The organism is Candidatus Jettenia sp. AMX1, from assembly GCF_030263775.1.
Classification (GTDB): domain Bacteria; phylum Planctomycetota; class Brocadiia; order Brocadiales; family Brocadiaceae; genus Jettenia; species Jettenia caeni.
The window spans coordinates 93,503-108,681 of the sequence record NZ_SZPP01000016.1 but is presented as its reverse complement, the minus strand read 5'-3'; the positions used below and the strand labels follow the sequence as shown (position 1 = coordinate 108,681).

The following is a 15,179-nucleotide window of genomic DNA, read 5'->3' as shown; positions in this document are numbered from 1 at the left end:
TTAAACATTAAAGTTCCGGTATAATCAGTTCTTGCCCAACCTTCAAAGATTTTTTATTTTTCAGAATTTTTTTATTTGCATCTAATATTTTGTTCCATTTTGCACCATTATCGTAGTATTTTACGGCTAGTTTATATAACGAGTCTCCTTGCTGAACTCTATGTGTTTTCACCGCTGATTTTGTATCTTCCACTTCGATTATTTGGGAAAGCGATGGAGTGATTATTTCTCCTTTCGATTTTTGGGATACTATTTTCTCTTCAGGTATAATAAGTTCAGTACCAATCTTAAGGTTATTACGGTCGTGAATTTTGCTTCGGTTTGCATCGAAAATAATAATCCATTTAGAGGCATCACCATAATATTTTCTTGCTATTTTAGAAAGATCGTCCTTTTGTTGAACCTTATATACCTGAGATTTTTTGGTAATTTTTTCTTTACCTTCTAAAGAAACATCCATCCAATCTTCTTTGGTTGCCGTTGCATACGATGCCTGGTCATTCGTAGTTGTATTGTTATCTTCTTCCTTTGCCTTATTCCATTCACCTACAATTATATTGTCTTGATCTTTCATTTGATACTCCTCCACTTTTACCGTATTCACAGTGGCAGGCTTTTTTTGTTCTGAGTTCTGAACAGTAGTTACCTCATGAAAAGTTTCCTGAGATTCATCAAGAGAATCCTGCGGCAAGTCGTGTATATCAAGTATACCCACTTGAGTATCTTCTTCTATTTCGGGGATAGGGATATTCGGTTCTTTAACCGTGGTTCTCGTGCTCAGGAACACACCAATAATTGCCAAAATAATTACCCCTAAAATTACACCGACTTGTACATCTCTTTTCATTGTCTTAATTCCTTTCAAAGGTTATAGGAATGACAAAACAAATTAACTCGTCTTTTTATCAATTACATAAGACCAAAGAAACTTAGAACTCTTCAGAAGTATTATAGATGCATGGAATATCTTCCCTGCTCTTGTTTTTCGTCAGATGGAAAAATAAAGAATCGTGAGATCATATGATAATTTTAATTCAATATGATCTCACATTAATTTACTACTTTCTGTTAAATATCCAAATTGTATCCGGTAATGATCATAGTGTTATTTAGTCTTTCATCGCCTTAAAGCAGCTTCTTTCCCTTTCATTGGGTAATTGTGCTTTGGCAACATCGGGCTTTCCAGAGAGAGACCCCTCCATCTAAGCAACATGGGGCATGCAATAAAAATGGTAGAATAGGTACCTATTATAATTCCGACCAGCATAACAAACGCGAATCCATGAATCTCTGGTCCACCCAGGAAGAACAGGGCAAACAATACGCCAATAGTAGTAATACCTGTTAAAAGAGTTCGGCTTAAAGTTTGATTAATACTATCATTAACCAGTTGAGGTGTGAGTATTTTACCCCGTCCACCCATATTTTCCCTAATTCTATCAAATATAACAATCGTATCATTCAGAGAATAGCCGATTACTGTAAGAAATGCCGCTACTATGGCTCCGTCTATCTTCATATTTCCAAATAAATAATCAGCTATAGCTACAGCGCCAAGGGTAATCAAAATATCGTGGATAACAGCAACAATTGCGGATGAGCCAAATCGAAAATCTCCAAACCGGAACCACACATAAAATATCGTTGCAATACAAGAGAATATCACAGCCAGAATAGCCCGGCCCTTCATTTCGCCAGCAACAGTGGAACCGATACTAACAATTCTCTTCAGTGGCTGAGGTATTTCGAATGCATTTATTAAGGTCTTTTTTACTGCTTCTGCATCTTGAGCATTGAAAACAACAGAAACAGCCTGGTATTCTTGCCCTTCCTCCAAACCTTCATCGAGGATATTGGGGTAGCCAGCCGAGGCTAGCACCTCTTCAATAACTTCCTTTTTTAAAGGTTTTGATAAAGTCATACGGGCCCGTACTTGATTTGATTCGTTTTTTTGGATTGCTTCTGCAGATGGGACTGGTGGAACACTATCGTCAATCGATTGTGTATCACTAAGTTCTGTGCCTTGAGAAACGTTCCCGATGAATTCAAAAGAAACATTTATTTTTTCTTTATACAAATTATCTTGAAAGGTATTAATTATATCCTCTCGAATTTTCTCTTGTACCTTTGCGGCGCTTAAGGGTTGTACATGAACAGTAAATAATTGTGAGGGAGCATCCAGTGCGTAAATACTTTTTACATCATTTTTTAGAGGTTTAATTCCTTCAATCGTAGCTACAAAATCTTTTTTCGTAATACCCTCTTTTAATTCCACCCGAATAGCATCATCTCTGATAGAAATGCTCGGTATAGAGATCTGCTCCTTCACTGTTTGTTTTATATCTTGCAAAATTGTTTTTGAACCTTCGATCATTAATTTATAAGAACGCATCTTTTCAGAATCTTGTAACTGTTTTTTTACGGTAACACCCTGAAATCCCATCCTGTTTAATTCAAAACTGAGAAGGGCTGGTTCTATTGCTTCACTAACTTCCACATTCAGGAAAGGCTTCGGTGATATTATATCTGTATCCTGAGTCGGTACCATTTCAGTGATTTCAGACAACGTTATATGAACATCATGAAAATGTAAGTTATTTTTTAATCCATCCACAACTGCATTAACAAGCGGTAAACGCTTTTTGGCATCTTCCATTCCTTTTACGTTTATTGCATATTTTTTTGCAGGCTGGTCAACAGGCATTAGCGATAGTAAATCTTCCTGGCCATACCCGACTGTTTTGAGAATATCCCGAATCGAATTCTCCTCTATCGGCTTTTGCAACTTAAGATTAAATACTGTTGGCTCAAGAAAATCAATTCCTGCAAATAAACCTACTTTATCTAAAGCGCCCTTTATATCTTCCGTTAATTTTTCTTTTATCTTTTCATCATTCAATTCTTTTATTCGGATTCCGAATTCATTGGATGATGATACAAACTGCGTTAAATTCTCACCAGCCCAAATACTCTGGACCTCAGCCTCTTTATAACTTGTCTCGGCCAGCTCATTCCTTACGACTCCAGGTTGTATTGGATTATTGAGATGCAAATGAACCAGGGTACCACCGGTAAAATCAATATCATATTTCTTGTTTCCACGAAGAATAAATATGGTCATCCCGCCAATAAGGCATATGCCGGAAATAATCGCCAGAGTATATCGGTAATTAACAAATTTAACGTGAGGAATACCAATTAATTTGAACATGGAAAAATTCTTTATCCAGCCTAAATCCATGAAAAAATCATACATAACCCGTGTTACAAAAATAGCTGTAAACAAGTTGATAATCATTCCAAGGATTAATGTCCATGCAAAGCCTTTTACAGGGCCCGTACCGACTGCAGCGAGTATCACTCCTGTAATTAACGTAGTAACATTAGAGTCAAAAATAGCTGAAAACGCCTTCTCATATCCAGCCTTTACGGCTGCGCGATGGGGCTTTCCTTTTGCTCTTTCCTCACGAATTCTCTCGAAAATAAGCACATTGGAATCAATTCCCATACCTAGCATGAGCACTAAACCTGCTATACCAGGAAGTGTCATGGTGGCATTGAGTAACACCATCGTTGCAACTACCAAAAAGATATTCAAAACATTTGCAAAGTTAGCAACCCATCCGATTCCTAAATAATAAATTCCAATAAAGAGGAGGGCAAAGGCGCCGCCGATAGCACCGGCTAATAATCCTTTATTGATCGAATCCCTTCCCAGGCTGGGTCCTACCATGGTTTCCATCTCTAGCTCAAGATCTGCAGGAAGACTTCCCGCACGCATTACAGCAATAAGATCATTAACTTCATCTTGGGTGAAACTTCCCTCAATAATCCCTTGCCCCGGAATACGATCGCGTATTACTGGCGCTGAATAGAGAGTGCCATCCAGGATAATTGCTAAAGGTTTACCAATGTTACGCTCGGTAAGTTGGCCAAATTTAGATTTGCCAATCGCATCAAATTCAAAACCAACCACAGGCTCAATACCCTTACGGTCAGCATATATTCTGGATAGATGTTCTCCTGAAATTGCTATTTTATTCTGAACAAGAAACCACTTGCCTGCCTCACCCTCTTCTCCCTTTTTCTTTCGCAGCCAATGTTTATAATAACCGGGAACTTGTTTTCCTTCCATTGCATCTTTATACTCAGGACTATCAGGACTAGCCCCCAACCTGAACTCAAGTTTCCCAAGACGGGTAATTCGATTCTTTAAACCTTCGACCTCTGCCCTGGTTGCACCGGGAACCTGAATAAGTATGCGATGGCTTCCCTGCTCTTGAATTCTGTATTCTATAACCCCTTGCGGGTCAATTCTCTTTTTTAATACCTCAATAATTTCATTAGTAATCCCCGGACGATCTTCTTTCTCTTCCACCCTGACTTTATAAAGCAACTCGGAACCGCCTTTGAGGTCTAACCCAAGCTTAACTTTACCCTTTGATACATACTCAACGGTCTTCGTGCTTACCTTTTTACCATCTTTATTAACTTCTTCATGTACAATCGTCTCCCGGATAGTTGGGTTTGTCACGAAAACGCGTGTCCATGATTTTTCTAAGATAGTGCGATCTACAACCTTGCCATCAATCTCTTTGACTTGTTCCCTCTTTAAGACCTTTTCCGATGGTGGATACAAAATCATGGCGCCGATAGCAATAACTATGATAATAAGAGGTATCCTCCACCTTAAATTTTTCGTCATTTGTTTCTCCTCAACAGGCTCCCTTTCCGTTGTTTATTGAAAATAAAAATTTGATTTATCATACATTACAGAATTACCCTGGCTACTTACTTTCTTTTGTGATTTCTTTAGGTTCTTCTACATCACCTGCATCATCGTGAGAAACTTCCAATACGGTAGCGATGGAACCTCTATCAACCTTGATCTTTATATCTTTTGTATCATCTATACGGAGTATGACTTCGGTTTCTCTAACAGATGTAATGGTTCCATGAATTCCGCCAGCTGTTATCACCCGATCATTCTTTTTAATCCTTGATAGTAACTCCTTGCGCTCTCTTTCCTTTTTTTTCTGCGGTCTTAAGATTAAGAAATACATTACAACAAACATCAATATAAAAGGAAGCAACATAGATAACATGCCACCTGGTGATGATTGCTTTCCGGCCGCCTGTAACAAAAAAAACATACTATTCCTCCTAACTGTTAAAAATTTTCAATGAGAACTTATTGAGATTGTCTTCCTAAAAAATTGGCCTTAAAATCTTTAAATTCACCTTTCCGAATGGATTCTCTTGCTTGTTGCATCAAATTCTGAAAATAGTATATATTGTGAAGCGACATCAAAGTCAATCCCAAGATTTCGTTTGCCAGAAAAAGATGCCGTAAATATGATTTCGTAAAGTTTTGGCATGTATAACAGTTGCACATTTCATCTAAAGGCTTAAGGTCTTCTTTGTATTGGTTGTTCAGTATTTTTACCTTGCCTGTACTGGTAAATGCACATCCATTTCTTCCATTACGTGTAGGAACAACACAGTCAAACATATCGATTCCCTGTTCTATGGCGTCTAAAATATCACCAGGAAATCCAACACCCATTAAATACCGGGGCTTGTCCTGTGGTAAATAATTTCCTGTGTACTCAAGTACTTCATTCATTAAAAAAGCGCCTTCCCCTACGCTTAAACCTCCAATTGCGTATCCATCAAACCCCATTTCTACAAGGTTCCTTGCACACTCGATACGAAGTTCTCTAAATACGCTTCCCTGAACAATACCAAACAGTATTTGTTGCTTATTCTTGTGGGTATTCAGACAACGCTCAGCCCAACTAAGAGTTCTTTTCACAGCTACACTAGCTCTATCTTGCTCGCAGGGATATGGTACGCATTCATCGAATGCCATAATAATATCCGCTCCTATATCATTTTGTATTTGCGTCATCCTTTCGGGTGTAAGGAATAGCTTTGTTCCATCAATAGGAGACTGAAATTCTACCCCATTATCTGAAACTTTTGTTAGCTTAGCTAAAGAGAAAACCTGGTATCCACCACTATCAGTAATAATTGCGCCATCCCAACCTATAAATTTATGAAGGCCACCCACACGCTTAATAACCTGCTCACCTGGCCTGAGGCATAAATGATACGCATTACATAAAATAATTTTTGTGTTAACCTCTTTTAGGTGTAATGGTGTTAAAGTTTTGACAGTTCCCTGTGTCCCAACAGGCATAAAAACCGGTGTTGGAATCCTGTGATTAGCGATTCGAATTTCACCACACCTAGCTTTTGTTTGCTTATCATGTGCCAGGACTTTAAAATCCAAGAAAACCTCCATAGAGAGGCATCAGTATACCCGAACCAGTTCTATCTTTGGATAGTAATGTTTTAAAATAGATTCATACCCAAAGCCATTTTTAGCCATGTTCTGTGCGCCGTATTGACAAAGTCCTACACCGTGACCCAAACCTTTCCCCGAAAAGGTTATACTTTTCCCATTACTTCTGGAATCAAAAGCAGTGCTGTATAAGTAATTTGGGCCGATCAGAAGCCGAAAACCATTTGCGCTCATTTCTCTGGTTCCATCCGCAGAAATAATTTCAATCCTTGAACAGTGCTCACCCAATCCCTGATCTAGAGCATTTATTGTGTGAATATTCGAAACATAAATATTTGCTTCTCTTAATTTTTTTTCGATATCTGATTTGCTAATGTCCTTGCTCCATAGGGAATATTTTGAGTTATTACAATAATTGCATACGACGCCTCTTAAAGGTGGTATGCTATCGTCTCCAAATACATGATTGCAATTTTCCGTATGACCTCCACAAGTGCTATGGAAATAAGCAGGGAAAATATTCCAATTGTATACCATAATAATACCTTTGGTTTCTTGCACTATTTTATTGATTCTCACAGTCTCATTTAACATGCCACGATACGCAAGTTCCAACATATCCAGATGGTAAACTTTATCCTGTTTTACCCTTCTCTTATACATCGCATAGGTTCTTGCTATTATTGCCTGAGCACGCAACGCCTCTTCATTCCAGGCTTTCGGCATTTCACTACCAACAACACCTGCAATAAAACTCTCGAGATCCACCTCTTCGATGACTGAAAATCTATTATTAGGTTGCTGTAAAATCCTAATTTCGCCACGATACCGTATATTATTAAATTCGATCCTTCCTTCTCGCAGAGTTGTAATTCGTATTTCACTGGTATTGTAATGTCTGCTTCCTACAGAAATACTACCTTCGTTTATTGATATTGTAGATTTTTGTAATCCCTGACCCTGATCTATACTATTAGCTAAACTATCAGTAATTTGATAACAATCATCGATTGCTAATCGGGCTTCTCGGGCATCCTTTACAAGAAGCACACGTATGACAGGTTTCTTTTCTAAAAGATTTTTATAATCATAAATCCCATCTTGAACTTCGGGAGCGCTTCTTTGACACGAAAGAGGCATCCCTCCAGCTATAGATGATAACAAGGTAGCAATCATTAATAATAGTGGCCTAACCATACTCTTTATATCCAGAGTCATCGAAGATAATTTATTTAATCGTTTTGTTCTCTCTATTTTTTCATAGAAATGATAAATCCATTTTCCATGTACCAGATGCGTCTTATTCTATAACAAGAAAATCCTTATGCATGTGTTTATCCACCAAAACAGTTACATTTTTGCGATATATCATCTTCCGTATTAAAAACTTCTACGGTGTTTTTCTCCTCTTTACTATATGAAAGGTTACCTTTATATAACTCTCGGGTAGTATCTTTATATCTCTCATATTCGCTGAAAATACAGCCGCAATAACCCTGCCTATAGATCATTTTCTTTTTGGCAAGATCATGACTGCATTCAGATAAATAGCGATAATCACGATAAATAAATTTACTATTATGCTCTCTTGCTAGATTTTCTGAAAGTGTTTTTAATTGCTCATGATTCTGATAAACACTAAATAACATGGTAGATGTAAAAGCATCAAATCCATTTTTTTTTGAAAAAGCGGCCACAAATCTCAATCGCATGGCATAACAATCGGCACAGCGATCGTTTCCCTCGTAATTCACATTCTTCAAATATTCCTTTATGCCATAATCTTCACAATAGATTACCGGAATAGGATCGGTTTCCTGAAATACACGCAACGCTTTTAACCGCTTTCTAAATTCAAGAAACGGATGTATATTCGGGTTATAAAAAAGCCCTGTTACTTTGAAACCTTCCCTCCTCAATTCGCCTAGTGGTGCACAGAGGCAGCAGGCACAACAAATATGCAATAATAAATTCATACGAACGACTCCTCTAAAATAATCTTTTCTGGAGCCCTGCTTCCGGATGGTATTGATATCCTAAATGCTCATACGCCAGTTTTGTTGCAATTCTTCCCCGAGGTGTTTTATCCAGATATCCACTTTGTATCAGAAATGACTCATATACTTCCTCTATGGTATCCTCTTCTTCGCTTACTGAAACTGCAATGGTTTTTAAGCCAACAGGGCCACCATCATACCGAATAACAGTTTCCAGGATTCTGCGATCCATATCTCCCAGTCCGTTCTCATCAACACCCAACATCTCTAATCCTCTTCTGGCAACTTCTTCATTGATGATATCATTTCCACGGACCTGAGCAACATCGCGAAGACGTCTCAAGAATCTATTGGTTATTCTTGGTGTGCCTCGCGACCGTTTTGCAACAATTTCGGCTCCTTTCTCATCTATTTGAATAGAGAGCATGCGGGCAGAATTCTGCACAATTTTGTAAAGATCAGTCCAGGGATAAAACTCTAGTTTCTCTAACACCCCAAAACGTGAACGGAGAGGTGCTGTAAGTAATCCCTCCCTGGTAGTAGATCCAATGAGCGTAAATTTTGGTAATTTGATTTTTACTGATCTTGCCTTAGGCCCCTGGTCAATAATAATATCAATAGTAAAGTCTTCCATTGCTGAATAAAGATACTCTTCAACCGTTGCATGAAGTCTATGAATTTCATCAATAAAAAGAATATCTCCTTGTTGCAAATTCGTTAGGATACCCGCAAGGTCTACAGGCTTATCTAAAATAGGACCTGAGGTCGTTTTAATTGATGCATGAGCTTCATTTGCTATAATTTGCGATAACGTTGTTTTCCCTAAACCAGGGGGGCCAGAGAATAAGATGTGATCTAAAAACTCTCCTCTTTTCTTTGCAGCTTCGATATAAATACGGAGGTTTTCTTTTATGCGATCCTGCCCAATAAAATCATTAAATCGTTTAGGCCTGAGTGTAAGGTCTAAATTCTTATCCTCAACTATGGCCGTAGAGGATAAAACATCTTCGTTTACCATACTTAAATCCTACCATATATAATTCAGAACCATACGAAAAATTAAACCTTATATTTCAGTGCTTCTCTGACAAGCGTCTCGATAGTATCGATCTCCTGTAATTTTTTAGCTGCCTCGCTTACTGCTTTCTCAGCGACCATTCGCCCATAACCTAAAGATATTAAAGCCATAACAGCATCAGATATAAGCGCCCTTTGCTGAACACTCATACTCATACCAATAGGCATAGACTTCTCCAGTTCTTTAACATTTTCCTTTAATTCTAGGATAATTCGTTCAGCCGTTTTTTTCCCTATCCCTTTAATTTTTTCTAAAGCCTTTACATCTTCATGCATCACGGCATATCTAATATCATCAACGGTACTACCAGAGAGTATTGTAATGGCTGTATTAGGCCCTATGCCCTTCACGGACAGCAACAATTGAAATAAATCCCTTTCTTCTCCTGTTGCAAATCCAAACATCTTTATTTGGTCTTCCCTTATGAATAGCTGGGTAAGAATGGTAACTTCGCCATGGTTAGGGATTTTCTCGAAGGTAGATAGGGGAATGTGTAATCGATAACCGATGCCCAATACTTCCAAAATTAAGCGAGTAGGAGACTTACTAATCACCCGTCCTCGGATGTAATCCAGCATGTATGCATCGTCCCTGCTATATTATACTTATGTCATCCAAAAATTGTTTCTAAATATACTACTTTGTAGAACTATTTTCTAACTCTGTCTCTGTACTCATATTATTATGTACTTTTAAACTTAAGCCGAATTTGGAAAGGCTTTCCTTTATCTCATCTACATAATTTTGTTTGATATCTTTTTGGATTAGCTCAGCCTCACTCTTTTCTATAATATCCCTAACGGTTTCTATGCCGGCCTTCCAGAGTGCATTTCTACAACGGGTAGAAAGTCCAAGCTCTGAAATAGTCTCGACGGTATCCATTATTTTCTCTTTACCTTTATTATTGCCAAATAATTCAGCTTCATCATCACTTTCGAACGCTTGTCCTAACCGTAATCCTTTTTGGGATAAAATAGCTTTAATTTCATTCAGTGATGTTTCTCCAAAATTTTTAAAAGAGAGGAGATCGGCCTCGGTAATTCGTGTAAGGTCTTTTAACGTACGAATATTCATTTTTTCAAGGCAGTTCTTACTTCTTACTGAAAGTTCAAAGTCAGAAATAGGAATATTTAATACTTCAGTTTCCCGGCCTTGTTTTTTCGAAACCTCTTCATCGTAATACATAGCTGTTGAAGCTTTTGCATCTTTTACAAACAGAGATGCCCTCGCATTAGTCGGCTCAACATCTAAAACTGCTTCAAAGCAATATACTGCGTCATCATATTCACCTTTATCCTCATACAATATTCCTAAATTCATAAATGCATTTTTATACGTAGGATTTAGTTTTGTACACCTTTCGTAGTACTCAATAGCCTTTTCATCTTCTCCATCTATATCATAATTAAATGCTATACGGAAAAGAGCCTTTGCATGATTTGGATCAATTTGGATCGCCTGTTCATACTTCCCAAGCGCTTCTTGATATTCTCCCAAGTCATCCAAACAATGTCCCCATTGATAAAGCAACTCAGCGTTATTTTCGTGTGATGGTAAAAAACGCTTAATTATTTCCACTGCACCTTCGACGTCTCCGGACATTCTTTTTGTCTCAGCAATATCCATAGCAATATCAAATTCTTCAATATCTGTTCTTTTAGAACGTCCGAAACACTCTAAAGCCTGACTATAGTCGCCAAACTCCTGATAACATTTCCCTAAATAATACGATCCTATCTTTCTTGATTTTACCTCTTTTAGAGTATTTGATGCCTCCTCTATCTTTCCGGTAATCCACTTGCATATTCCGAATAACAGCGTTAAATCTTTTGATTTTGCACTATCGCGCTCTTTATTAATACCAAGCTTTAATTCCTCAATTTTTTTATCTAATCTCTCTCTATTTTCTTTGGAACTATACACCTGTTCTCTTATATATGCAATTGTTTCCCTTGATATTGATTCTGTATCTAGCAATTTATCAAGGTCGATATCAATGATAGCTGTAATCATTCTTATTTAACCTCCGTTACTACCTAAAATATATCTGTTATTAAAATGAACACCTTTGATAGCTTTAAAAGTCGTAGTTTAACAAACATACGTCAAAAATTCAACTAAAATTTATGACATATCCATAGTATGATAATTTATTATTTCTCTTTATTTATCGGAATATATATTTAATGATTGATAGAAGAAACAGAAGAGATAAACTCCGCAAACTCTGCAGTATTTCGCTGGATAATTATGGGAAGAAATGATTTTAGAATACCAAATAGACATAACGAAAAGGGGCATTGAATTTGATATGATCACAGAAAGGATGTTCGATGTTAATCCGATACTATGGAGTGGCCATAGGGGGCATTGAAGTTATGGATTCTCGGAACCAGGATTATTCGAGCATCTTCCCCTCTTTTATATAGTCAATCCTTTAACTCCTTACTAATGAAATCTAATAAGTCTTTTTATTTAATGTTGACAAAAGTTTCGAATATTTCTTACGCACTTTCTTCTCATGTTTTATAGCATCTTTGACAATTCTTTTCAAGAATACCTGAACAAAAGGGTCTGTTTCCTGACTTGCAAGTTTCGAGTATTTTTCTTGTAACTCTCTTTCATCCTTTGCTACCATATCCATTGCTTCGGATAAGTTCATTATGATGCCTTTCTTTTTTGAATTTCCTCAGGATAGAATATCACGTTAATTGCTAAAGCTAATACCTTTTAGGGGATAAATTTACCAAATTAGATAGTAAATATCAATATGCTTTATTTTTTATCATCAAAGTTTATTTATTTGGTTAGGTAAATTGTAAATTATTATGTCCTTCAGGAATAGCAACACATATATACATTTGATTAATATTATTGGAAGGCTTGACAAACTAAAGATATGAATCTTATAATATTTAACAGTTAAGATTTAAAATCATAAGGTTTGCATTCCCTTTACTAGATACTTTATAAATATATTTTTTAGAATACATCTTGCCCAAAATTCCAATAAAAGATTTTCATTTGGAGTATACGTTATCGTGTGGACAGTTATTTCGGGTGTCTAAAGTAGAAGATTGGTATTATATTACCGTAAGAGACCGTATTTTTAAGGTTCGTCAATCTCCTGCATATCTGGAATTTGATGGGGTTAGCAAAGAATTTTTAATGTATTATTTTGCCCTTGATGAGCCATATTCTACTATCCTTACACAGATAAACAAGGATCCACACATAAATAGTGCTATCAAGAGATATTACGGTTTGAGGATTATACGACAAGATCCTTGGGAATGCCTGATATCTTTCCTGTGCTCTTCGGCAGCAAATATCCCTAAAATAACATTAAACCTTGAGATGTTATCACGAGCCTTTGGGAAAAAAATCGAGTTAAATGAATTTGAACAATATTCATTCCCAAATCCGGGAGAATTAAATAATTATGAGCAAATTTTATTAGCAAAGACAGGATTTCGGGCAAAATATATCAAAATCGCTAATAGTCTTGTTAGTGAGGATTTTTTAAAATCATTAAGAAAGCTTTCCTATGGCGAGGCAAAACAAACACTGAGAAATATCCCGGGCATCGGAGATAAGATTGCCGATTGTATTCTTTTGTTTTCGCTTGGTTTTACTGAAGCTTTTCCTATTGATACGTGGATGAAGAAAATTCTCCAGAAACTTTATTTCAAAAATAAAGTAATATCAAACAAAGAACTATCAGCCTTTGGGGCAAAATATTTTGGGAAATACGCTGGATATGCCCAGCAATTTCTCTATATATTTGCAAGAAATTCTATGGCAGCTTAACCACGTGTTCTCTAGAATAATTCTATTATTAATAAATAATAGAAAGAAGTGGAGAAAAGAATAATTATAGGATATGCCTGGACATGATGTATGTGTTTATGTCAGAAAGATTTCTTTTTACTCATGCCGATGGGTTGTTTGTTAGTGTCTTAACAAAATCATACCCGAAGATGGAACACCTTTTTAAATCGTCTTCTGTAGGAGTAAGAACAACTTTTATGGGAGGCTGAACAACTTTTAATTTAAGCCCGTTTAATCGGTCTTCCATTTGTTTTGTTGCCTCACCGCTCCAGCCATACGTACCGAATGTCGCGCACTTCTTGCCTTTTGCATTAACACTAAACATAATATCGATAATGTCCCACATCGGCCGTATTGCATCGCCATTCAGAGTTGAAGACCCGAACAATATACCATCCGCCGATTCAATCTCACACCGTATAAATTCCGGAGATATTTGAGCAGCATCAAAAAGTTTTACCTCTGTGTTTATTGTAGATGCTCCCTTCGCTACTGCTTCCGCCATTTTTTTCGTATTTCCATACATAGACGCATAAAAAATTACTATCTGTTTTTTATTAGGATCTTTTCTCGATGTACTCCAATCTTCATACGCTTTAATATACTTCCCTGGATTAGTTCGGAGAATAGGACCGTGACTTGGTGCAATCAACTGGATGTCTAAATTTCTAATCTTTTCTATCGCCTCAAGGATCTTCTTTCTATAAGGACCCATTATGTGCTCGTAATAGTGCTGAAAATCTTCCTTGAAATCATCTACCCTGTCATCAAAGAGCCGTTCATCGCAAAAATGTGTTGCGAATCCGTCACAAGGAAAGAGCACTCGATCTTCTTCTAAATAGGAAAACATCGTATCAGGCCAATGCCAAAAAGGAGCATGGATAAACTTTAATTGTTTATTGCCCAAACTAACAATCTCACCATCTTCAACTATTTTTCCGTTAAAATCCTTATGAAGAATATTTTTTAGAAAAAACGCCGCTGTTTTTGTAGATAAAATTTGAGCATTCGGAGCTTCTCTCAGTAAATCACCCAGCGCCCCTGAATGGTCCATTTCTGTATGATTGACAACAACGTAATAAATATCTTTTAGATCAATTAATGATTTGAGTTTGGCGATATGTTCTTCGGTAAACTTGGCATGAACGGAATCAATAAGCGCAGGTTTATCTGCTTTGATTAAATAAGAATTGTATGTAGTGCCATATCGGGTTTGAAATACTACATCGAATACCCTCAGAGTAGCATTTAATGCGCCTACCCAATGTATATTTTTTTTAATCTCCAAGGTTTGCATGATTACTTATTACCAGTAAGGGTATAAAATATTAATGTTTTAGAGGATAAATCCTTGCAAAGATCCAACCAAAACTAGAGCGCATTTTTAGAATGAGCTATATTCTTTTTTACAAAATTCATTAATCCGCCAGCCTGAATAATCTCCTGCATCTCTCGCGGAAACGGTTCAAATTTGAATTTCTTTTTTGAAGTATGGTTGAGAATCTCAGCAGTTGCCAGATCAATTTCTATTTCATCTCCCTCCTGAATTTGTTCTACCGCTTCAGGACATTCAAAAATAGGCAAACCAATATTGATAGCATTTCTAAAGAATATGCGGGCAAAGGATTTTGCGATAACACATGAAATCCCTGCAGCTTTGATGGCAATTGGCGCATGCTCACGGGAGGAACCGCATCCAAAGTTATCTCCTGCCACAATAACATCACCACCTTTAGCTTTCTTTATAAAATTTGGATCAATATCCTCCATGCAGTGAGATGCTAGTTCTTTTGTATTAATAGTATTCAAATATCGCGCCGGGATGATTTCATCAGTATTGATATTATCCCCAAATTTCCAACATGTGCCTTTCATATGGTTAATCTCTTTAGTATATAATAATTCTTTTGTAATAATATTCGGAATATCTAGAATCTAATCCTAGTTATAATCACCGTGTCTGACT

The 15,179-nt window shown here is 36.8% G+C and carries 13 protein-coding genes; 1 reads left to right on the top strand and 12 read right to left on the bottom strand.

Features of this window, described 5'->3' with window-relative positions; all coding sequences use genetic code 11:
* Positions 1-7 precede the first annotated feature (7 nt).
* The 10 genes from FBQ94_RS06905 to FBQ94_RS06860 all read right to left on the bottom strand — a co-directional run bounded on the left by FBQ94_RS06905 (position 8) and on the right by FBQ94_RS06860 (position 12,044).
* Complete coding sequence (locus FBQ94_RS06905; RefSeq protein WP_007220654.1) at positions 8-847, bottom strand: LysM peptidoglycan-binding domain-containing protein; 840 nt, start codon at positions 845-847, stop codon at positions 8-10.
* Positions 848-1,117: 270 nt separating this feature from the next.
* Positions 1,118-4,705 (bottom strand): protein translocase subunit SecDF, encoded by a 3,588-nt coding sequence (locus FBQ94_RS06900; protein ID WP_007220653.1) that lies wholly within the window; start codon positions 4,703-4,705, stop codon positions 1,118-1,120.
* A gap of 82 nt (positions 4,706-4,787) precedes the next feature.
* A complete protein-coding gene (gene yajC, locus FBQ94_RS06895) occupies positions 4,788-5,153 on the bottom strand; it encodes a preprotein translocase subunit YajC (protein WP_007220652.1) in 366 nt (121 codons plus the stop codon).
* A 38-nt stretch (positions 5,154-5,191) separates the two neighbouring features.
* The gene (gene tgt / locus FBQ94_RS06890) at positions 5,192-6,307 is read right to left on the bottom strand and encodes a tRNA guanosine(34) transglycosylase Tgt (protein ID WP_051006135.1); all 1,116 of its coding nucleotides are present in this window, start codon (positions 6,305-6,307) and stop codon (positions 5,192-5,194) included.
* 9 nt (positions 6,308-6,316) lie between these two features.
* Positions 6,317-7,504 carry a SpoIID/LytB domain-containing protein gene (locus tag FBQ94_RS06885; RefSeq protein ID WP_007220650.1) on the bottom strand — a complete coding sequence of 396 codons (1,188 nt, stop codon included), beginning with the start codon at positions 7,502-7,504 and terminating at the stop codon, positions 6,317-6,319.
* 137 nt (positions 7,505-7,641) lie between these two features.
* Positions 7,642-8,283 (bottom strand): epoxyqueuosine reductase QueH, encoded by a 642-nt coding sequence (locus FBQ94_RS06880; protein WP_007220649.1) that lies wholly within the window; start codon positions 8,281-8,283, stop codon positions 7,642-7,644.
* Between the two features lie 13 nt (positions 8,284-8,296).
* A complete protein-coding gene (ruvB, locus tag FBQ94_RS06875) occupies positions 8,297-9,322 on the bottom strand; it encodes a Holliday junction branch migration DNA helicase RuvB (RefSeq protein WP_007220648.1) in 1,026 nt (341 codons plus the stop codon).
* A 41-nt stretch (positions 9,323-9,363) separates the two neighbouring features.
* Complete coding sequence (ruvA, locus tag FBQ94_RS06870; protein ID WP_007220647.1) at positions 9,364-9,960, bottom strand: Holliday junction branch migration protein RuvA; 597 nt, start codon at positions 9,958-9,960, stop codon at positions 9,364-9,366.
* Between the two features lie 58 nt (positions 9,961-10,018).
* Positions 10,019-11,395 (bottom strand): DNA-directed RNA polymerase subunit alpha C-terminal domain-containing protein, encoded by a 1,377-nt coding sequence (locus FBQ94_RS06865; RefSeq protein ID WP_007220646.1) that lies wholly within the window; start codon positions 11,393-11,395, stop codon positions 10,019-10,021.
* Between the two features lie 445 nt (positions 11,396-11,840).
* On the bottom strand, positions 11,841-12,044 hold the full coding sequence (locus tag FBQ94_RS06860; RefSeq protein ID WP_007220645.1) for a ferritin family protein: 204 nt from the start codon (positions 12,042-12,044) through the stop codon (positions 11,841-11,843).
* A 332-nt stretch (positions 12,045-12,376) separates the two neighbouring features.
* Here FBQ94_RS06860 and FBQ94_RS06855 point away from each other — a divergent pair, with 332 nt between their 5' ends.
* Entirely contained in the window at positions 12,377-13,192 is an 816-nt protein-coding gene (locus tag FBQ94_RS06855; RefSeq protein ID WP_040543275.1) for a DNA-3-methyladenine glycosylase family protein, read from the top strand.
* 121 nt (positions 13,193-13,313) lie between these two features.
* Here the strand turns inward: FBQ94_RS06855 and FBQ94_RS06850 are convergent, their stop codons facing one another.
* Positions 13,314-14,510, bottom strand: coding sequence for an FprA family A-type flavoprotein (locus FBQ94_RS06850; protein WP_007220643.1), 1,197 nt, complete (start codon positions 14,508-14,510; stop codon positions 13,314-13,316).
* Positions 14,511-14,584: 74 nt separating this feature from the next.
* The gene (gene leuD / locus FBQ94_RS06845; RefSeq protein WP_007220642.1) at positions 14,585-15,088 is read right to left on the bottom strand and encodes a 3-isopropylmalate dehydratase small subunit; all 504 of its coding nucleotides are present in this window, start codon (positions 15,086-15,088) and stop codon (positions 14,585-14,587) included.
* Between the last annotated feature and the right edge of the window lie 91 nt (positions 15,089-15,179).